The 19,023-nt window shown below is 59.9% G+C and carries 19 protein-coding genes; 10 read left to right on the plus strand and 9 right to left on the minus strand.

The window, feature by feature from the left end; translation table 11 throughout:
- The first annotated feature begins 68 nt into the window (after positions 1-68).
- Complete coding sequence (locus GSQ80_RS23525; protein WP_254059823.1) at positions 69-1,343, plus strand: GTP-binding protein; 1,275 nt, start codon at positions 69-71, stop codon at positions 1,341-1,343.
- Positions 1,340-2,218, plus strand: coding sequence for a hypothetical protein (locus GSQ80_RS23530; RefSeq protein ID WP_254059824.1), 879 nt, complete (start codon positions 1,340-1,342; stop codon positions 2,216-2,218). Before GSQ80_RS23525 ends, GSQ80_RS23530 begins: the two co-directional genes overlap by 4 nt.
- 69 nt (positions 2,219-2,287) lie before the next feature.
- On the opposite strand, the gene GSQ80_RS20540 is transcribed toward GSQ80_RS23530, so the two are convergent.
- Entirely contained in the window at positions 2,288-3,361 is a 1,074-nt protein-coding gene (locus tag GSQ80_RS20540; protein WP_158789529.1) for a ferritin-like domain-containing protein, read from the minus strand.
- 79 nt (positions 3,362-3,440) lie between these two features.
- A complete protein-coding gene (locus GSQ80_RS20545) occupies positions 3,441-4,460 on the minus strand; it encodes a ferritin-like domain-containing protein (RefSeq protein WP_158789530.1) in 1,020 nt (339 codons plus the stop codon).
- Between the two features lie 516 nt (positions 4,461-4,976).
- On the opposite strand from GSQ80_RS20545, the gene GSQ80_RS20550 reads away from it, so the two are divergent.
- The 4 genes from GSQ80_RS20550 (at position 4,977) to GSQ80_RS20565 (ending at position 7,658) form a co-directional block, all read left to right on the plus strand.
- Complete coding sequence (locus GSQ80_RS20550; RefSeq protein ID WP_158789531.1) at positions 4,977-5,588, plus strand: HAD family phosphatase; 612 nt, start codon at positions 4,977-4,979, stop codon at positions 5,586-5,588.
- A gap of 239 nt (positions 5,589-5,827) precedes the next feature.
- Entirely contained in the window at positions 5,828-6,025 is a 198-nt protein-coding gene (gene rpmI / locus GSQ80_RS20555) for a 50S ribosomal protein L35 (protein WP_158789532.1), read from the plus strand.
- A gap of 172 nt (positions 6,026-6,197) precedes the next feature.
- Positions 6,198-6,581 (plus strand): 50S ribosomal protein L20, encoded by a 384-nt coding sequence (gene rplT / locus GSQ80_RS20560; RefSeq protein ID WP_158789533.1) that lies wholly within the window; start codon positions 6,198-6,200, stop codon positions 6,579-6,581.
- Between the two features lie 153 nt (positions 6,582-6,734).
- Entirely contained in the window at positions 6,735-7,658 is a 924-nt protein-coding gene (locus tag GSQ80_RS20565) for a polysaccharide deacetylase family protein (protein ID WP_254059825.1), read from the plus strand.
- Between the two features lie 10 nt (positions 7,659-7,668).
- Here GSQ80_RS20565 and GSQ80_RS20570 read toward each other — a convergent pair whose 3' ends face one another.
- Positions 7,669-8,148, minus strand: coding sequence for a helix-turn-helix domain-containing protein (locus tag GSQ80_RS20570; protein WP_158789534.1), 480 nt, complete (start codon positions 8,146-8,148; stop codon positions 7,669-7,671).
- A 239-nt stretch (positions 8,149-8,387) separates the two neighbouring features.
- Between GSQ80_RS20570 and GSQ80_RS20575 the strand changes: the two genes are divergently transcribed.
- The 4 genes from GSQ80_RS20575 to GSQ80_RS20590 all read left to right on the plus strand — a co-directional run bounded on the left by GSQ80_RS20575 (position 8,388) and on the right by GSQ80_RS20590 (position 11,962).
- The gene (locus GSQ80_RS20575) at positions 8,388-8,777 is read left to right on the plus strand and encodes a DUF6632 domain-containing protein (RefSeq protein WP_158789535.1); all 390 of its coding nucleotides are present in this window, start codon (positions 8,388-8,390) and stop codon (positions 8,775-8,777) included.
- A gap of 118 nt (positions 8,778-8,895) precedes the next feature.
- The gene (locus GSQ80_RS20580; RefSeq protein WP_158789536.1) at positions 8,896-9,651 is read left to right on the plus strand and encodes an SDR family oxidoreductase; all 756 of its coding nucleotides are present in this window, start codon (positions 8,896-8,898) and stop codon (positions 9,649-9,651) included.
- 62 nt (positions 9,652-9,713) lie between these two features.
- Entirely contained in the window at positions 9,714-11,117 is a 1,404-nt protein-coding gene (locus GSQ80_RS20585; protein WP_158789537.1) for an FAD-binding oxidoreductase, read from the plus strand.
- A complete protein-coding gene (locus GSQ80_RS20590) occupies positions 11,114-11,962 on the plus strand; it encodes an SDR family oxidoreductase (RefSeq protein WP_158789538.1) in 849 nt (282 codons plus the stop codon). Before GSQ80_RS20585 ends, GSQ80_RS20590 begins: the two co-directional genes overlap by 4 nt.
- A gap of 40 nt (positions 11,963-12,002) precedes the next feature.
- Here the strand turns inward: GSQ80_RS20590 and GSQ80_RS20595 are convergent, their stop codons facing one another.
- From GSQ80_RS20595 to GSQ80_RS20620, 6 genes are all read right to left on the minus strand, one after another.
- Entirely contained in the window at positions 12,003-13,049 is a 1,047-nt protein-coding gene (locus GSQ80_RS20595; RefSeq protein ID WP_371315746.1) for a transglutaminase N-terminal domain-containing protein, read from the minus strand.
- Between the two features lie 26 nt (positions 13,050-13,075).
- The gene (locus GSQ80_RS20600; RefSeq protein WP_158789539.1) at positions 13,076-14,062 is read right to left on the minus strand and encodes an alpha-E domain-containing protein; all 987 of its coding nucleotides are present in this window, start codon (positions 14,060-14,062) and stop codon (positions 13,076-13,078) included.
- A gap of 69 nt (positions 14,063-14,131) precedes the next feature.
- Positions 14,132-15,295, minus strand: a complete 1,164-nt coding sequence (locus tag GSQ80_RS20605) for a nucleoside hydrolase (RefSeq protein WP_158789921.1) — start codon at positions 15,293-15,295, stop codon at positions 14,132-14,134.
- Between the two features lie 69 nt (positions 15,296-15,364).
- Positions 15,365-16,633, minus strand: coding sequence for a triacylglycerol lipase (locus GSQ80_RS20610; RefSeq protein ID WP_158789540.1), 1,269 nt, complete (start codon positions 16,631-16,633; stop codon positions 15,365-15,367).
- Positions 16,618-18,006, minus strand: coding sequence for a circularly permuted type 2 ATP-grasp protein (locus GSQ80_RS20615; RefSeq protein WP_371315762.1), 1,389 nt, complete (start codon positions 18,004-18,006; stop codon positions 16,618-16,620). The genes GSQ80_RS20610 and GSQ80_RS20615 overlap by 16 nt, the downstream gene beginning before the upstream one ends.
- Positions 18,007-18,193: 187 nt before the next feature.
- Complete coding sequence (locus tag GSQ80_RS20620; RefSeq protein ID WP_158789542.1) at positions 18,194-18,847, minus strand: carbonic anhydrase; 654 nt, start codon at positions 18,845-18,847, stop codon at positions 18,194-18,196.
- Positions 18,848-19,023: the final 176 nt, after the last annotated feature.

The following is a 19,023-nucleotide window of genomic DNA, read 5'->3' on the forward strand; positions in this document are numbered from 1 at the left end:
AATCCCCGCTGCTCCTGTCATCAGACAACGCACCTGCGCCTCGTCAACCCGTACCTAAGGAGATGAGGATGAGAAGCTACGCCAACACTGACATTCGCAACATTGCGTTCACCGGTCATTCGCACAGCGGCAAAACTGCCCTAATCTCCGCCATGCTCAAGACCGCCCACATGCCCACCGACAATGGCAACGCCGTGACCGCCTACGACGAAGAAGAGATCGCCCGCGGCATCACCATGTCCAACGCCGTAGCCTTCGCCGAGTGGGCCGGCATCCGCATCAACCTCATCGACACGCCCGGCTTCCACATGTTCGTCCACGAAGCCCGCGCCGCGATGCTCCCCGCCGAAGCCGCCGTCCTCCTCATCAACGCCCAATCCGGCATCGAGAGCGTCACCACCACCGTCTGGAACTTCGCCGCCGACCTCAACATCCCCCGCATCCTGGTAATCAACCACTCCGACCGGCCGTATTCCAGCCCACAGGCCACTGGCAACTCGGACAGAGTCGCATTGGTCGAAACCCTCCAGGAGCGCTTCGGCCGCCACGTCATCCCCGTCCAGCTACCCATCATCGACAACCAAGGCTTCCACGGCGTCATCGACCTAGTCACCATGGAAGCCTTTCTTTATTCCCCCACCAGCGAAGGCAGCGGCACCCGCGGCCCCATCCCCGCCGACCTCGAAGCCGAAGCCCGCGCCGCCCACGAAGCCCTCGTCGAACTTGTCGCCGAAGGCAAAGACGATCTCCTCGAAGAATTCTTCGCCCTCGGCACCATCCCCGAGGAGCACCTCATACAGGCCATCCACGACGCCATCCGCGAAGACCGCATCTTCCCCATCCTCTACACCAGCGCCCTCGGCAACATCGCCACCGACCACCTCCTCGACTTCCTCAAGCTCTACGTCCCCTCCCCCAGCGAACGCCCGCCCATCCCAGCCCACACCCTCCAGCCCATCAAGTCCAACGGCAATGGTAACGGGGCCTCTGCTCCCACATCCGAAGCCGACACCATCCTCTGCCCCCTATCCGACACCGAGCCCGCGACCCTCTACGTCTACAAAACCCTCATCGACCCCTTCGCCGGCCGCATCTCCTTCTTCAAAGTCATCAGCGGCTGCATCCGCAACGAAGCCTCACTCGAAAACTACACCCGCTCCGAGACCGAGCGCCTCACCCACATCGGCGTCATGCAAGGCCGCAAGCTAGTCGAAGTCCCCGAGCTCCATGCCGGCGACCTCGGCGTAGTAGCCAAGCTCCGCGTCACGCAACCGGCGACACCCTCGGCGTCAAAGGCCACGGCCTCCGCATCGACCCCCTCCCCGCGCCCGAACCCGCGATGACCTACGCCATCGAGCCCAAGTCCCGCGCCGACGAAGACAAGCTAGCCCCAGCCCTCCACAAGCTCATGGAAGAAGACCTCCAGCTCCGTTTCTACCGCGATCCCCAGACCAACGACTTCCTCCTCGCCGGCGCCGGCCAGCTGCACATCGAAGCGGTCGTCTCCAAACTCCGCCGCCGCTATCACACCGAAGTCACGCTCAAATCCCCCGAGGTCCCCTACCGCGAAACCATCCGCACCACCGCCACCGGCCACGGCCGTCACAAGAAGCAGAGCGGAGGCCACGGCCAGTTCGGCGACTGCAAGATCCGCATCGAGCCCCTCCCCCGCGGCACCGGCTTCCAGTTTGTAAACGACATCTTCGGCGGCGCCATCCCCCGCAACTTCGTCCCCGCCATCGAAAAAGGCATCCTCGAAACCGCCGTCCGCGGCCACCTGGCCGGCTATCCCTTCGTCGACTTCCGGGCAACAGTATTCGATGGCAGCTTCCACGACGTAGACTCCAGCGAAATGGCCTTCAAAATCGCCGGCCGCCTCGCCTTCCGCGCCTGCATGGAAAACGCGAAGCCCTCCCTCCTCGAACCCATCATGCGCGTAGAAATCGATATTCCCGACGACACCGCCGGCGCAGTAGTAGGCGACCTCAACAGCCGTCGCGGCCGCGTGCAAGGCATGGACACCCGAGGCCGCCGCGCCATCGTCAGCGCACAAGTCCCGCTAGCCGAGATGCTCGCCTACAGCACAACCCTCACCGCCCTCACCCACGGCCAAGGCAGCCACCGCATGGAGATGGACCACTACGACTTCGTCCCCACCGCCATAGCCGACAAAATAACCTCAACCTCCAAGCGCCCCACCGAAGACCCCGAAGACTAAACCCTCACCCAAACAGTAAGGCCGCCCCATCAGGAGGACGGCCTTACCGTGTGCGATGCCCGCGCGTCTTTATTTGAAGCCATTCGGGCCCGCATTCATGCCTGCAGGGAAGAAGACTCCCTTGGCAGGGCTGACGACCGCCGTACCGCTGACCGCTCCGCCACCCGTAACGATGTTCAGCACTTGTGTAGTGTTGCGCGCAAACGCAACCACGTTCGTCGGATTCGCATCCACAATCCGCGCCGCCGTCGCCGCCCCGCCGGTGCCAAGACCCTTCGGCGTTGTGAACGTCGCAATGCCATAGTCATCCGGGTTCGCGTCATACGACGTTGTCCCGGCAGGCACGCCCAGCAACCCCGCCTGCGACAGCGCATTGCGCAGATTCGAGATCGACGTTGTATAGCCAACCAACCCGGCAGCTCCCGTCGGATCAAGGTAGTTGAGCGTCGTGCGGATCAGCCCCGCGTGATAAGCCTCAACTCCGAGAATTCCCGCAGCCGCCAATAGATTCGACGCCATCGTAAGCAGCGACGCCGCACCGTGATACGCCGTCACGCCCACATCCTCGAACACATACGCGCCCACCAGGAACGTGACGTCGCTTGCATACGGGCTGAAGCTCGACGGAATATTTCCCGCAGGCGTCACCATGTTCGCTGCTGCCGCGAGCGTCTGGAACGAAGTACCCAGGTTGATCGCAGGCTGCGCGACCGCCGAGCTGCCCAGCGCGCTCTGCAGAAACAGAACGTGCTTGCCCTCTTCAATCGCCGTCTCCGTCGCATACGATCCAACCGTCACCGTCGTAAACGGAACCATACTGCCGCCCGATACCGTGCCTGCCGTACCCACCGAGCCAGTGATCGGAATCCCGGCCGTAGGTCCGCCCGCAGCAATCGACGCAGCATTTGCCTTATCGATCGTTGTCCCAAACGCCGCAAGATAATAAAAGTTCGCCTCGAGGTACTCGAGATTGAGCGCGAAGTTGAGAATATCGCTGTCGCTATAGCTAGCCGTCGCCGCCTTAGCCTCCGGCGCCGCCGCTGCCATCACCAGCCCGGCCAGCGACGCCGCGCCAAACGTCATCATCTTGCGCCGGCTCGTCGTAATAATTTCATCCAGAAGTTGTGTCTCTTGATTTGCCATGAATTTCTCCCGTCCTTTGGGTACTGCTGCATACTGCGTGCCGATTAGGCAGTTAGGCTGTCCTGACAGTGGTCGTGGCTTATGCCGTTGTGGTGGCAAAGATGCTGTTCGTCCCGTTGGGGAAGAAGCCGCCCTTCGCCACACCAACCGTAGGCGAGCCGTACACGATGTGGTGCACTTGGTTCACCGTGCGCGAAAATCCCACAGCATGCGTAGGATCAGCAGCAACAATCGCACTCGGCGTCGAGGTGCTCGTCGGCAGGACCAGCAGTGTCTCGACCGATCCTTCCGTGGAAGGAGCCGCGCTATTGCCAACCGTAAGCGTCGCGCGAAGGGCTTCCACCTTGTTCGCAGCCGCAAGATACGGGTATGCGGAAGCAGATCCCGCCGCAATTGCGCGACCCGTTAGCGATGTACGCACATAGCCAGCGTGATAAGCCTCTACCGCCAGAATGCCGGCCGCTGCAGTCAGCAAGCCAGCTGTAACGCCAGCCGGAGTGATCAGCGGAGCAGCGCCCGCGTAAGCCGTCACGCCCACGTCCTCGAAGATGAACGCGCCCACTAGGAAATAATCAAAACTGGAAAAGGGGTTGAACGACCCATCCCCTGTTGCAGCCGTGGTGATCGTCGCAGCGACCGCCAGCGGCCCAAAGAATGACAGGTCAATGTCCGGCATCGGCACCGCCGCCGATCCCAGTGCGCTGCGCAGAAACTGCACATGCGTCTGTTCCTCGAACGCGATCTCGTTCAGAATGTCCTGCTGGGCCGACGTAAGTCCCGGAACCTGCGCCGCCTCGCCAACCGTTACTGTTCCTTCCGTATACTTCCCCGTATAGCTGGAGGGCGCCATGGTATCCGCGGTCGCCAGTCCAGAGCCCGTGGCCGCGTACAAATAAAATTGCGCCTCAAGATATTCCAGGTTCAGCGCAAAGTTCAAAACGTCTGCATCGGTATAGGTGTTGCCACCACCGCCGCCGCCGCCGGTCATGCTGCCATTATTGCTGCATCCTGCCACCGCTGTGGCTGCCACAGCACCAGCGCCTGCCAAAAACGTTCGCCGCGAAAGGGCTTTTTCTACTAGAGAATCGAGTGTCTTCATAATGCGTCTCCTGATTTTTTCGATGGACGTGCCCGCTAGGTGTGCGGCCGACGTCTTGGCGATGTCGCGCAGAATAGCGTTTGCCTGGCAGAGAACTCTCTGCGAGGCATTCTGGTGCGGCCAGATTTTGGTTGAGCGTTCGTAGACGTTGCGCGCAGCTCTAACGCTGCGTGTCGTGCCAGTTCGGTTGGCTGATCCAGATCAATTCATCAGCCGTAGTGTTGGCTCATCGGTTCACTGACATAGGAATTACGGTCTTCCCAAAGAGTTGGATTGGAAGACTCACAATAAAAATCAATCGACAGGATTGTGTGTCCCGTCAAAACTTCCGCGGCAAATGAGTGTCACAACGGAATTCGTGTGAAAGTGTCCGCGAGCCGACCGCCAGTAGAAAGCGACCGTTCGCGTGAACTCGTATCAAGAAATCATCGCAATGCCTCGCGTTGCGCATACACGCGAGTCGAATCTTCGCGAGTCGCGTGATGATGGCCGTTCCTCACCAAGTAAACTAGACCTATGACTCTCACGCTCCCCGAAGGCGACTTCAAGGCCTACCTCTTCGACTGCGACGGCACCATCGCCGACTCCATGCCCATCCACTTCATCGCCTGGACCCAGGCCCTCCACGAATACGGCTGCACCTCATTCACCGAGGAGCTCTTCTACGCCTGGGGTGGCCGCCCCGTCGACGTCGTCGTCACCGAGCTCAACCGCCGCGACGGCCTCTCCATTCCCATCGAGGAATTCGCCCACCGCAAAGAGAGCCTCTACTACGGCCTCATCGATCAGCTCCGCCCTGTGCCCGAAGTCCTCGAACAGATCCGCCTCCAGCACGGCAACATCCCCTTCGCCGTAGTCTCCGGCAGCACCCGCGAGTCTGTCGTCCGCTCGCTGGAAACTTTGGGTATCCTTCAACTCTTCGACACCCTGGTCTGCGCCGGCGACTACGCCCACCCCAAGCCCGCCCCCGACCCCTTTCTCCTGGCCGCCCAGCGTCTTGGCGTAGATCCGAAAAATTGCCTCGTCTTCGAGGACGCCGACATTGGCATTCAGGCCGCCACTGCCGCCGGCATGGCCTCCATCCGGATCGCTCAGCCCCACGAACGCGCTGCCGCCGCGGCGGTGTAAAGCAAGCTTTACTTTCCGTCGGAGGCTAGTAAAGCTTGCTTTACATCGAGTCGCTTTTAAGTAAAGCAAGCTTTACATTTCAGCGCGAAAACCCGCGTGACGCCCACCCGAAGTCGCGCTGAATACCCCTCTGCGTAGCTCGAAACGGGGCTAAGTCATACACAAAGTGCGCGGATTTTGCCCAAAACATGCTATTCTGAATGACGTTGTTCAATAGTACGTTTCCTTCAGGAATCACCATGCCAAAGCTAAAAACCCACTCGGGCGCAGCCAAGCGCTTCAAGAAGACCGCTTCCGGTAAGTTCAAGCGCGGTCAGACGAAGATGCGCCACATCCTCACTTCGAAGACCAACCAGACCAAGTCCAAACTTGGCCGTATCGTGTTGGTTTCAAAGCAGGATACCCCGAAGGTCGCACGCATGTTGCCCTACGCGTAGAGCGTAGCCAACAAGCAAGTTTTTCGAATCAAGCCGCTGAAAAGCAACGGGCCGCAAAGCGTATAGGCCCCTGGATTTACGCAGTAAATCCACCGAGATTCGAAGCAGTAAGCGAGTGAAGAGGCACCCTTACCTCCAGCCGCTAAACGATTCACGCAAAAGGAGTTAGACCATGCCCCGTGTCAAACGGAGTACAAAACGCAACGACCGCCGCAAGAAGATCCTCAAGCGCGCCAGCGGTTATTTCCTAACTAAATCAAAGCTTTACCAGGCAGCCCAGGAAGCCGTCGAGCGCGGACTCAAGTTCGCCTACATCGGCCGCAAGCAGAAGAAGCGCCAGTTCCGTTCGCTCTGGATCGTGCGCATCAATGCCGCCTGTAAGCTCAATGGAATGAGCTACTCCACGTTCATCAACGGCCTCAAGAAGGCGGGCATCGGCCTCGATCGCAAGATCCTTTCCGACATCGCCGCCAACGACGCCGCCGGTTTTGCCGCTCTCGCCGTATCGGCCAAGAGCGCGCTGGAAGCCGCAAAGAAGGCTCGCGCTACCGCGTAAGCCAATTCACCACAAATCAGAAAAGCGCGGCATTTGCCGCGCTTTTCGTGTTTTTGGCGGTTGATTTAGCCCGGTTTCGGGTCACAAATCGATGTGTTTAGCCTAGTTTCGGGTAGCGCGTGGTGGAAATTGCCGGAAAGCTACACTGGATCCATGAAGTTCGCTCGCCTGCTCCTGGCGTCCCTAGCGATGACGACCTGGGCAGCCTCTCCAATATCGGCACAACAGGCGCCACTGCAGGTCGCATTTACGTTCGATGATCTGCCCGCGCACGGCCCTCTGCCGCCGGGGGAGTACCGTCCCGAGCCCATCCGCAGCATTATCAAAACGCTGAAAACAGAGCAGATGCCTCCAGTTTACGGGTTCGTGAATGGCTTCCGAACCGCCGAGTATCCGTACCAGACGAAGCTGTTGCGGGAGTGGATTGCGTCTGGAAATCCTCTGGGAAACCACACCTGGTCTCACCCATCGCTGGATAAAAGCTCGGCGAAAAAGTACATCCATAACATCGCCGAGAATGAGCCGTTGCTCGAGAAGGTAGATCCGGCAGGGGACTGGCACTGGTTTCGGTTTCCGTACCTGGAAGAGGGCGACACGATGGCCAAGCGAAACGCCGTGCGGGATTATCTGTCGGATAACCACTACAAGATTGCAGAAGTGAATCTCGATTTCGGCGATTATTTGTGGAACGACGCGTATGCGCGCTGCGCGGCGAAGAAGGATGATGCCGCCGTTGCATCGCTGCATGACAGCTATCTCGCTACGGCCGATGAGTACATCACGTATTCGCGCACGCTTTCACAGCGGTTGTATGGGCGGGACATTCCGTATGTGCTGCTGCTGCATGTGGGGGCGTTCGATGCGAAGATGTTGCCGGAGTTGATTGGGCTGTTTCGCAAGCGGGGATTCGAGTTTGTGTCGCTGCCGCAGGCGGAGTCTGATCCAGCGTACAGCGTCGATCCGAAGGTAGCGTATCCGGGTGGTGGGCTGTTGATGGAGTTGGTCGCGACTACGCGTAACGTGACGCTACCGAACGCGACGCAGCCAGAGGATGAGCTGGCAAAGATGTGCCGCTGATCGCTGCAGGCTAAGCTGACGGCTTGTGGCTAAAGGCGGCGCGGGATGTTTCTACCGCATCGTAATTTTTCTCGGCCCACACCCAGACGCCGCAGAAGGCTTCGCCGAGTGTACGGCCCAAGTCGGTCAGGGTGTAGTCGACGTGGGGCGGAACGACGGGGTGGACGGTGCGTATGACGAGGCCGTCGCTTTCCATCTGACGGACGGTTTTGGTGAGCATCTTCTGACTGACGCCGCCGGCCAGCTTGCCGAGCTTGGTGAAGCGAACGGTGCCGTGGTCGGCGAGGACATCGAGAACGACCATGGTCCATTTGTCGGCAATGCGCTCGATGATTTCGTGGACGAGGGCATCGACCTTGTCATCTGATTTGGTGGAGGATTTGGACGGCGGCTTCGGTTCAGCGGCAGAATGTTTGGTATCGGCCACGGCGGAGATTGCCACCTGGTCGTGCTTCTTCGCCTTCTTGCTCTTCTTATCCTTTTTCGTCATAGAGTCCTCAGTTCCTGTTCGCTGCGTACAGAACTTGCAGATCGGTACCTTCCAGGCTGAACGTGCAGTCCCACGATACATCCAAGCTGACGGACCTTCTCTTTTGTTTTATACGGGGATTGTCTGTCGCCAAACGCTTGTGATTTAATCTCACTCCAAAGTGGCTAAGGAGAGCAACAGAGAATCTGACGGACAGTAGAAGGTCCGCAGGTTTATGTCCTGACCTGAAGGAGAGGGATATGACCGAAGCTGATCGCATCAAATACTTACGCATTGCGTTGCTGCTGGTGGGTCTGATCTTCACCTTTGGGATCTATCCACTCACAATTATTTGGCCGTCCGGCTGGTCGTGGCACATGGGCCAGTCTGACTACCTGCAGATGATTCTCGGCATATACGCGACGTTGGGAGTGTTTCTAATGGTTGCGAGCCGCAAACCTCTCGCGTACATAAGTCTCATCTGGTTCACGGTGTGGTCCAGCGTTGTGCATGCTGCCATTATGGCTGTTCAATCGTTCGTGAATCCCATGCACCGGGGACACCTTTTGGGCGACGTGCCAGCGCTCCTCGTTGTAGCGGCGGCGCTTGCGCTTTTGACGCCACGAGGCGTGACGGAACAACACGCTTGAAGCTTCGTGCATTTTCTTAGGATTGGCAGACGGTTTCTATGCGGTATGTATAGCACTTCTAAGTGCCTACTTCCTTAATGGACAGTACATCCCTAGGATGCTTGTAGGAGATTGAATCATGAACCTCACAGGAAACACGATTCTGATTACGGGCGGCGGATCGGGCATTGGCCGCGGCCTTGCCGAAGCATGGCAGGCCAAGGGTAACCAGGTGATTATCGCCGGGCGTCGCAAGGCTGCGCTGGAAGAAACGGTTGCGGCGAATCCGGGCATGAAGTATCTGACGCTGGACATTGAAGATCCGGCGGCGATCAAGGCGTTTGCGGCGCAGGTGGCTGCGGAGTTTCCGAAGCTGAATGTGCTCGTGAACAATGCAGGCATCATGCGGCCGGAGAATGTGCTGGAGGAGCAGAAGCTGGAAGATGCAGAGGCGATCATCACGACGAACCTGCTGGGACCAATACGGCTGACGGCGGCGCTGTTGCCGCTGCTTCGGAAGCAAGCGCATTCGACCGTCATCAACGTTTCGTCGGGACTGGCGTTTGTTCCGTTGGCGATTACGCCGACGTACTGCGCGACCAAGGCAGCGGTCCACTCGTACACGTGTTCGCTGCGGTACCAGCTGAAGGATACGACGACGGAGGTGCTGGAGATTGTCCCGCCGTATGTGCAGACCGATTTGCTGGGTGGGGCGGAAGATCCGCGGGCGATGCCGTTGAAGGACTTTATCGAGCAGACGATGGAGATTTTCAATACGCAGCCTACACCGCAGGAAAACTGTGTGAAGAACGCGCAGGGGCTTCGGTTTGCGGAGTCGAGTGGCAAGTTTGATGCAGTGTTCAAGGGATTGAACGACGCGTTCGCTAATCACTAGAGACGTGCGGTAATCATAAAGATGCTTCCGCGGGAGAAGAGGGCATCGACTATCCTATAGTCATGCCCTCGTCCGCAGAGTTGGACTTCAACGCACCGCAACCTACAGAAGCTGGTGACAAGCCGGCTGGGCCGCCACCGTTCGAATCGTGGGGCCGGTATCCCGAATACAACGCAGAGTTGAAGCAGCTTCACTGGCAGGGTGATTATCCGCGGGCGATTGATGGCGTGCATCACGGCGCGCTGGCGGTGGGTATGGGCAGGAGCTATGGAGATGTCTGCCTGCTGAAGGATGGGACGCTGGTACAGACGACGTCGATGAACCGGCTGCTGGATTTTGATCCGGCGACGGGGTTGTTGACGGCCGAGGCGGGCATTACGCTGGCGCAGATTCTTGATTTTGCGGTGCCGCGCGGATACTTTTTGCCGGTGACGCCCGGGACGAAGTATGTGACGCTGGGCGGCGCGATTGCCAATGATATTCATGGGAAGAATCACCACCATGCGGGAACGTTTGGTCGCCATGTAACGCAGTTCGAACTCGTGCGGTCGAACGGGGAGCGGATGCATTGTTCGCCTTCGAGCAACCCGGATTACTTTGGGGCGACGATCGCGGGTATGGGGCTGACAGGCGTGATCACGTGGGCGCAGCTGCGGCTGAAGCCGATTGTTAGTCGCATGATTGACTACCAGGGAATTCAGTTTCATGGCATTGATGAGTTTCTTGATCTGACGCGGCAGGCCGAGAATATTGAGTACACGGTGAGCTGGGTGGATGTGACGTCGACCGGCAAGAATTTCTGCCGCGGCATTTTTATGCAGGGCGACCACTCGCAGGTGCCGGCGCCGCTGAAGGTTTCAGGAAAGCCGAAGCTTACGTTCCCGGTGGAGCTGCCGGGGTTTGCGCTGAACGGGGCGACGGTGGGTGCGTTCAACTCGGTGTTCTTCAATAAGCAGATGAAGAAGCGGGTGAGCGCGCTGCAGGATTATGAGCCGTTCTTCTATCCGCTGGATGCTGTGCTTAAGTGGAATCGGATGTATGGCAAACGCGGGCTGCTGCAGTTTCAGTATGCGATTCCGTGGGAGCATGCGCGGGAGGGGACGATCGCGGTTCTGCAGGCGGTGGCGAAGTCGGGGCTGGCGAGTTTTCTGGCGGTTCTGAAGGCGTTTGGGGATGTGCCGTCGCCGGGAATGATGAGCTTTCCGAAGCCAGGGATTACGCTGGCGCTGGATTTTCCGATCAAGCCGGAGAAGAGTTTTGCGCTGTTCGATCGGCTGGCGGAGATGACGAATGAGTTTGGCGGGCGGCTGTATCCGGCGAAGGATGCCCGGATGACGGCGGCGCAGTTTCAGGCGTTCTATCCGCAGTGGGAGAAGTTTGCGCGGTATAAGGACCCGGCGCTGACGTCGGGATTCTGGGAGCGCGTGGTGGGCGGACAGATGGGCGTGCGGGGAGTGGGCAAATGAGCACAGAGGTAAAGTTGCCGCTCGAGGAAGAACAGCCGTTGGCGTTGCGCACGCCGCGCGCGGATGAAGCCGGAGTGGGTGAGGTTGCGGCGGAGCAGACGCATGGGCCGCGGCGGATTCTGGTGCTGGGTGCGACGTCGGGGATTGCGGAGGCTTGTATACGTCTGTGGGCGAACCGCGGCGATGCGCTTTATTTGGTTGCGCGGAATGAGGACAAGCTGGCTGTTGTGGCGGCGGATGCGCGGACGCGCGGGGCTTCGCATATTGGGTCGGCGGTGGCGAATTTGGATGATACGAACGCGCATCCTGAGGTGCTGGCGCATGCGATTAATTCGTTGGGAGGCCTGGATGTGGCGTTCCTGGCGCTGGGGGTGTTAGGGGAACAGCCTGAGGCAGAGAAGAACTTTGCGGCGGCCGATCAGATTCTGCACACGAACTTTGTGGCGCCGGTGAGTTTGCTGACTTGGCTGGCGAATTACGCGGCGCAGCGTCATGCGGGGACGCTGGCGGTACTGTCGTCGGTGGCGGGCGAGCGTGGGCGGAAGTCGAATTATGTGTATGGGAGCTCGAAGGCGGGGCTGACAGCGTTTGTGGATGGGCTGCGGAATCGGATTGATCGCGATGGCGTGCGGGTGATGACGATCAAGCCCGGGCCGGTGAAGACCGCGATGACCGAGGGGATGAAGGGCAGCGGGAAGTTCGCGGATGTCGAGGCGGTGGCGGCGTCGCTGGTGAAGGCGATCGATCGCGGGGATGACGTGGTGTATGTGCCGGGAATCTGGCGCGTGATTATGGCGGTGATTCGCGCGATTCCGGAGCGGGTGTTTAAGAAGATGAATCTGTAGGCGCGGGCTGAGGGGCGGGCGCGGGTTCGCGGCTGCTTTACTAGCGGCGTGGGGTTTCGTCGGTGGATTGCTGTTGCTGGGCTTGCTGGGCGTGGCGGGACATGGGTGGGGGTTGCTCGGGGAGGGCCTGGGCTTTTTCGACGAGGACTGACCAGTCTTCGGGGACGGGGAGTTCGCGATCGAGGAAAGGTGTGCCTTCGCTGGGTTCGACGCGGACGGCGACGCTGAGCTCGCTCTTGGTGCGGCCGCGGTAGATGCCGTGGGTGGGCGGGACGTCGGAGTAGTCGCGGCCGATGGCGGTGCGGATGTGGCGATCGCCGGCGACGAGGTCGTTGGTGGGATCGAAGCCGATCCAGCCGAGTTCGGGGAGGAATGCCTCGACCCAGGCGTGGGTGGCAGAGCTTTCAGAGCGATCCTTGTGGGCGTCGCCGTGATAGAGGTAGCCGCTGACGTAGCGGCAGGGGATCTCCAACTTGGAGCGGACGAGCGAGATCATGATGTGGGAGAAATCCTGGCAGACGCCGGCTTTGGTGGAGAGGGCTACCTCGATGGGGGAGTCGGCCTTGGTGGATTTCGGTTTGTAGTCGAAGTATTCGCAGAGCTGGGTGTTGAGCTTGTGGAGGGCGCTGAGCGGGTCGTCCTTGCGGCGGACGTCGAGGTGCTTGCCGAGTTCTTCGAGCTCGGGGGTGAACTGGGCGAATTCGCTGGGGAGGAGCATCTCCCAAAAGTCGCCCTCGTGGACGAGGCGGTCGAGCTCGTCCCAGGAGCCGTCGGGGAGGGACTGAGGGATTTCGTCGTGGATGGCCATCTCGACGAGCGATTCGGCGACGATGACGAGCTGGCCGTGCTGGCCGGGGATGTCGAAGTGGTGGACGTGATTAGAAAGGTGGTCGCGGTGGCTGAACACGCGACATCGCGGGCTCACCGAGAGATGAAAGGTCAGGCAGCGCTGCTGGGCGTCGGAGCGCGGGTGCATGCGCGTCTCCATGATGCTTTCGCTGACGGGGGTCTTGTAGAGAAACTTGGTCAGATGGCGGATCGAGTAATACATCGGTCCCTCCTGCGGATGCTTCATGGGGTTCGGCATTTCTCTGCTACTTTCCTGGTGTTCGGTTAACCAGCCAGCGCGGCCTGAATCGGATAGTCGACGTAGAGGTGGTAGATGGTTTGATGGATGGCCTGGCACTGACGCTGAATGCCATGCAGATAGTCGACGAGGTCGCCCATGAGGATTTCGTCGACGCTGGCGAAACCGAGCGAGGCGCTGAGGCGGCCAGCGATGCGGTTGAGCTCTTCGGCGCGGGTTTTGCCGGATTTTTCCTGGATGGCCTGGAGAGCGCACTGGAGGCTGTCGATGGAGAAGCGCAGCGAGTGGGGGAACTCGGAGTCGAGGAGAAGGAACTCGAGGATGCGTTCGGGCGTGAGGTCGGCGGTGTAGACCTTGCAGTAGGCTTCGAAGGCGGTGGCGGAGCGGAGCAGGCCCATCCAGTCGAGATACTCATTGCCTTCGGGAACGCGGTCGGGGTGGGACCAGACGTCGCCGTGATAGGCCTCAAGGAGAAGGCGCATGCCGGAGGCGCGTTCGAGGTAGCGACCGACCTGGATGAACTGCCAGCCTTCGCCGTGGGACATGGTGGAGTCGGTGACACCCTGGAACTGGTGGACGGCTTCCATCATCTCCTGGAGGAAGGCGGTGGGACCTTCGCCGGATTCGGCGTTGGCCTCGATTTGCATGGCGCGCTTGACCTCGGGGCGCGTGACTTCGATGTAGAGGGAGTTGAGTTTCTGCCACTGCTCGGTGGAGATCTGCTCGCGGACCTGGCGAGCATTTTCGCGGGCGGCGATGATGCAGGAGACGACGGAGGATTTGTTGGAGGTGTCGAAGGTGAGGTTGCGGGCGAGTTCGTAAGGGTTGCCGTTCCACTTGAGGCGCTTAGGGTTGCCGAGGGCGGCGAGCATGCGCAGCCAGCGATGATCGGAGCTGGTGGGGCTCTCGTCGAGCATCAGATTGAGGTTTACATCCAGCAGGCGCGTCGCGTGTTCCGCTCGCTCGAGATAGCGGCTCATCCAGTACAGTGAATCGGCGACGCGTGACAGCATGCGGTCGGTTCCTTTGCTGAATTGGACTTGCTGGTTGTAGTTCACTCTACACTGACTTTCGGATTTTGCTTAGTGAGTGGCGGCCTCTGTGCGCACGACCACAGGTTCTGACTTCATTAGATCAACAAATGTCCTGTCGAAAAGCGGGACGTTAAGGTCCTCCTGCACGTGGACGGGCTGCATTTCGCCGGAGGGGCCGGGGAGGGAGGGCTTGTTGGCTGCGGTCCAGGTGAGGGTGTCGCCGTAGTTGGGCCCGTGGGAGGTGTCGCAGTCTACGTAGAGGATCTGCTCTTTGGTGATGATCCAGGGGTCGAGCCAGGCGGCGGCGGCGAGCTCATCCCAGAGGTAGTAGTACTCGCGGGTGTAGTGGGCGATGTACTGGGCGGCGGGCGAGTTGGACTGGGCGATCTGGCGCAGCATGTCTTTGGTGAACTGGGTCTTGATGGAGATGTCGACGTCGGTCAGATCGATACGCGGCCAGTGGGCGCGGAGGGTGATGTGGACGGCCTCGGGATCGAACCAGAAGTTGAATTCGTGGCGGGGATGGGTGGCGAACTCGGGGTCGTCGGTGCGGGGGTTGAGGCTGCCGCCCATGATGACGATGCCCTGGGTGAGCTCGGCGAAATGCGGGTCGATGGAAATGGCGAGCGCGATGTTGGTGAGCGGGCCGGCGGCGTAGATGGTGACGGCGTGGGGATGCGCATGAACCTGGCGGATGAGGAAGTGGGCGGCGTCTTCGTCGAGCGGCTTGGTGGTGGGCTCGCCTTCTTCGAGAGGCGGAAGGACGAAGGGGCCGTGATAGGGCTGCGCGCTGGTGTGCTTGGCGAGGTCGCCCCAGGCGCCGTACCAGGGAAAGCTGCCGATGAGGGGGGCTTCGTGCATGGCCTCGGCTTCGGTGCGGAGGAGAGGGAAGACGGCGCCGGGAACTACGGGGACGTCGGTGCGGTGGATGAGTTCCAGCATGCGGAGGGTGTGTTGGACCTCTTCGGGTTCCCATGCGTTGCCGCTGACCATGGTGATGCCGAGGACGCGGACTTGGGGGGATTGGAGGAGGACTATCATGGCCATCTGGTTGGAGCCGCCGGGGCCGGAGCCGTCCTGGTCGATGAGGACGAGGCGTTGGGCGTTGGCAGCCGAGGCGCTGATCAATAGAAGCGCACTAATGGCGATCCAGCGAACTGTTGGAGAAGCAGTGGCAAGCGTCCTTCGGCGAGTAAACTGGTTGGCCGTCATCAAATTCAATTTGCTCTCCGATCTTTGGATGCTATCGAATATCTTCAACCATCGGGGTGTCCGATTCCTCTATTCGATCAGCGGCACATGGCTGCGGATGACGAAGTGCACGAGGATGGATGTGTGGCCGGTGGGACAACCGAAGATGCCGAGATCATGTCCATGCCCACGAAAGGAGTACGCGATGTGGGCGATGCCTCCGGGATCGACTTTCGTCACGGCGATTGTAGGGTCGTCCTTCACCTTTTGGGTGTCGACAAACTCGGCGGTGGCGGCGGTGAGCTGTTCGTGTTGCACTGGATCGAGCCCGATCGGCACCTGGAGGTCGTCTTCGGAGTTCGTGCGATCGCAGGCGACATACAGTGCGGAGACCTTGTTATCGCGAACGGTTTCCGTGATGTTGGTGATCGGATTATTGCGGTAGAGTTTGGCGAAGAACGTATAGGCATCGGACTGGCGGCTCGATGGCTTCACAATGTCGATGTGGTCGGCGTTTATTTTTTGCGGCGGCGTATCGACATCGCATCCGTAGGTCGCACTGTAGAAGCTTACGACGCGGGTGTGAGCGTGCAGATAATGGCCGATGCCGGCTCCAGATGCGGTGTCCAGGGTTTCGTACGCACAATAGCGATGGATGCTGATGGTGTAGGGCGAGCTGCGCCACCGCTGTTCGAGATTTGTCAGGAAGGCGTTATCGTCGGCGTAGCTCAAGTCGGTGAGCAACGGATCGCTATCGTAGATCTTGGCTAAGCTGGCGATGAACGAGCCCTGGTGCGGTGTGGCGTAGGACGCGACAAAGGATACGTGCGCGGCGTCGGAGGGATGGTTCAAGAGCATCTCTTCGGTCAGCAGGCCGCCCAGGCTGTGTGCGATGAAGACAATGTCGTGATGCTCCCAAACACCCTGCTTATTCAGCGACTGCCAAAGCAGCTCGGCGAGTTGCGTGCTGGAGTAGCGGCCGCGCATGGAGGGGGTTGGATATTCGGCGACAACGACGTCCGAGCTGCGGAAGTGCGGGTCGGTACGGATGAGATCCGGCCAGTAGGCGCCGTTGGCGGCTCGCCACGTATCGCTGCTGCCATGCAGGCCGTGGACGAAGACGATGACTCGCGGTTTGGGAGCGTCGGCGTTGGCCGTGGAACAACCGGAAGCGACGAGGACACAGGCAACAAGGCTTACCCAAAAGAGCGCAACGAAGCGACGCAACACTGCCCCTTTCAACTTTTCGTAGTTGAAGGTTTGACGGAAGCGGCGCGAAAACGTCGCCCTTTGAGGAAGCGGTCCAGGCAAGAGCTTGCGAAACGTGTCTGCCTGCGCGGCGATTAGCTTAGCACCCATGTATCTTTGCTGCCGCCGCCCTGGGAGCTGTTGACGACGAGGGAGCCGCGCTTGAGGGCTACGCGGGTTAGGCCTCCGGGGACGATGGTGACCTTGTCGCCGTATAGAACGTAGGGGCGGAGGTCGACGTGGCGGGGTTCGAGTTCGTCGCCGATAAGACAGGGGGCGCGGGAGAAACTGATGGTGGGCTGGGCGATGTAGTTGCGGGGATTGGCTTTGATTTTTTCGGCGAAGAGCTCGCGCTCTTTGGCCGTGGATTGCGTGCCAATGAGCATGCCGTATCCGCCGGATTCGCCCACAGCTTTCACTACCAGCTTGTCGAGATTGGCGAGGACATAGTTGCGTTCCTTTTCGCGGGTGCAGAGGAAGGTTTCGACGTTGTTGAGGACCGGTTCTTCGCTGAGGTAGTAGCGGATGATGTCGGGGACGTAGGCGTAGAGGGCCTTGTCGTCGGCGACGCCGGTACCGAAGGCGTTGGCGAGGGTGACGTTGCCGGCGCGGTAGGCGTTGAAGAGGCCGGCGGCACCGAGGATCGAGTCGGAGCGGAAGCTGAGGGGGTCGATGAAGTCGTCGTCTACGCGACGGTAGATTACGTCGACGCGGCGGAGGCCGCTGGTGGTGCGCATGTAGCAGACGTTGTCGTGGACGACGAGGTCGCGGCCTTCGACTAGCTCGATGCCCATCTGGCGGGCGAGGTACGCGTGCTCGAAGTAGGCGGAGTTGAAGACGCCGGGGGAGAGCAGAACGATGTTGGGCTCGGGGCGGCCTTCGGGGGCGAGCGAACGCAGGGTGCCGAGCAGGAGCTGGGTGTACTGCTCGATGGGCTTGACGTTGTAGTTGCGGAAGAGTTGCGGGAAGATACGCTTCATCACGCGGCGGTTGGTCAGCATATAGCTGACACCGGAGGGGACGCGGAGATTGTCTTCGAGGACTACGAAGTCGCCGTTTTCGAGACGGATGAGGTCGGTGCCGCAGACCGCGATGTAGACGTTGCGAGGGACTTGCAGGCCGGACATCTGGCGGCGGAAGTGTTGGCAGGAGTAGACGATCTCGCGGGGAACGATGCCGTCCTTGAGGATGCGGCCCTCATTGTAAATGTCCTTGAGGAAGAGGTTGAGGGCGGTGATGCGCTGGGTGAGGCCGCGCTCTACCTTGGACCACTCGGCGCTGGTGATGATGCGCGGGAGGAGGTCGTAGGGGAAGATTTTCTCGGTGCCTTCTTCGCGGCCGTAGACGGTGAAGGTGATGCCCTGGTTGAGGAAGCTGAGGTCTGCGGCTTGTTTGCGGCGCTGGACTTCGTCCTGAGGGAGGGCGGTGAAGTGCTCGAGCAGGGGGCCGTAGTGTTCGCGCAGTTCGTTCTGTGCGGCGAACATCTCGTCGAACGCATGATCCAACTTGTAATTCCACGGCGTCGCAGCCTGGGGCTGGCGGGTGGCGGGTGGCAGGATGTCGTCCATGGAGCTTTCAGTATAGGGGAAGTGTCTCCCTACCGCAGATCCGGCCAGTTTGCAGCAGTAACAGGAGCAGAGGAGGGCGGTCAGATGCCTGTCGTGGCCGAAATCAAAGGAGTGTGACCTGGCCGGTGCCGACATCATAGTAGGCCGCGCGGATTTTCAGTTTGCCTTCCTTGATCATCGGGGAGAGGACGGTTGATGTTGTTTCCAAGAGAGAGGCTTGAATCTTGGCGTTCTTTTTGATGGTGTCTACCAGGCCGGAACCGGCTTCAACGGCTGGCTCAAGGTGCGTATACAGAGACGCAATCTGGCCAGGAACATCCGTCTTCGCAATAGCAGCTTTGACGGCTCCGCAATTGGAGTGACCCATGACGAGGAGAACTTTTACTCCCAGTACGGCGGCTCCATACTCGAGCGAACCGATGATCTCGGAGTTGATGATGTTCCCGGCGACGCGGCAGACGAATATGTGACCGATGGTTTGGTCGAAGACGAGCTCCACCGGCACGCGCGAATCAGCGCAGGAGAGTACGGCGGCAAACGGCTGCTGCTTCTCGACGGTGTTCTCCCTGAGCATCTTTAGATCGTGCGCAATGCTGGTGAGGTTATTAGCGTCAAAACGCGCATTCCCGTCCATAAGCATTTTGAGAGCTGCATCTGGAGTTGTCGGCGCAGGCTCCTGGGCGTGAAGTGGTTGCGAAGAGACGAGCGCTGCTGCGGCTGCGGAAGCAAGAAAGGTTCTGCGGTTGATCTTGTCCATCGTGGAACTCCTAAACAGGGATAGTGATGCGACGGATTTGTAGATAAAAGCCTAGCACCGACCTGATTTAGCGGTATCGGAGGGTGAGCCGTAGAAGGTAGAAAGAGAAGGTTTTGTTGGTGCAATTGGCGCAATCTTTACCGCGCAGCGGGTGGGTACTGGTAGACTAGGACTAA

Source organism: Granulicella sp. L46, assembly GCF_009765785.1.
In the GTDB taxonomy this organism is placed as follows: Bacteria; Acidobacteriota; Terriglobia; order Terriglobales; family Acidobacteriaceae; genus Granulicella.

Bases quoted from the DNA above. Each gene is read 5' to 3' on its own strand.
- GSQ80_RS20540 (WP_158789529.1), bottom strand. From the start codon at position 3,361: ATGGCAAATCAAGAGACACAACTTCTGGATGAAATTATTACGACGAGC.
- GSQ80_RS20570 (WP_158789534.1), bottom strand. From the start codon at position 8,148: ATGACGAAAAAGGATAAGAAGAGCAAGAAGGCGAAGAAGCACGACCAG.
- GSQ80_RS20550 (WP_158789531.1), top strand. From the start codon at position 4,977: ATGACTCTCACGCTCCCCGAAGGCGACTTCAAGGCCTACCTCTTCGAC.
- GSQ80_RS20615 (WP_371315762.1), bottom strand. From the start codon at position 18,006: ATGTTCGCCGCACAGAACGAACTGCGCGAACACTACGGCCCCCTGCTC.
- GSQ80_RS20610 (WP_158789540.1), bottom strand. From the start codon at position 16,633: ATGGGTGCTAAGCTAATCGCCGCGCAGGCAGACACGTTTCGCAAGCTC.
- GSQ80_RS20590 (WP_158789538.1), top strand. From the start codon at position 11,114: ATGAGCACAGAGGTAAAGTTGCCGCTCGAGGAAGAACAGCCGTTGGCG.
- GSQ80_RS20585 (WP_158789537.1), top strand. From the start codon at position 9,714: ATGCCCTCGTCCGCAGAGTTGGACTTCAACGCACCGCAACCTACAGAA.
- GSQ80_RS20595 (WP_371315746.1), bottom strand. From the start codon at position 13,049: ATGCCGAACCCCATGAAGCATCCGCAGGAGGGACCGATGTATTACTCG.
- GSQ80_RS20565 (WP_254059825.1), top strand. From the start codon at position 6,735: ATGAAGTTCGCTCGCCTGCTCCTGGCGTCCCTAGCGATGACGACCTGG.
- GSQ80_RS20605 (WP_158789921.1), bottom strand. From the start codon at position 15,295: ATGACGGCCAACCAGTTTACTCGCCGAAGGACGCTTGCCACTGCTTCT.
- GSQ80_RS20620 (WP_158789542.1), bottom strand. From the start codon at position 18,847: ATGGACAAGATCAACCGCAGAACCTTTCTTGCTTCCGCAGCCGCAGCA.
- GSQ80_RS20600 (WP_158789539.1), bottom strand. From the start codon at position 14,062: ATGCTGTCACGCGTCGCCGATTCACTGTACTGGATGAGCCGCTATCTC.
- GSQ80_RS20575 (WP_158789535.1), top strand. From the start codon at position 8,388: ATGACCGAAGCTGATCGCATCAAATACTTACGCATTGCGTTGCTGCTG.
- GSQ80_RS23525 (WP_254059823.1), top strand. From the start codon at position 69: ATGAGAAGCTACGCCAACACTGACATTCGCAACATTGCGTTCACCGGT.
- GSQ80_RS23530 (WP_254059824.1), top strand. From the start codon at position 1,340: ATGACCTACGCCATCGAGCCCAAGTCCCGCGCCGACGAAGACAAGCTA.
- rplT (WP_158789533.1), top strand. From the start codon at position 6,198: ATGCCCCGTGTCAAACGGAGTACAAAACGCAACGACCGCCGCAAGAAG.
- GSQ80_RS20545 (WP_158789530.1), bottom strand. From the start codon at position 4,460: ATGAAGACACTCGATTCTCTAGTAGAAAAAGCCCTTTCGCGGCGAACG.
- GSQ80_RS20580 (WP_158789536.1), top strand. From the start codon at position 8,896: ATGAACCTCACAGGAAACACGATTCTGATTACGGGCGGCGGATCGGGC.
- rpmI (WP_158789532.1), top strand. From the start codon at position 5,828: ATGCCAAAGCTAAAAACCCACTCGGGCGCAGCCAAGCGCTTCAAGAAG.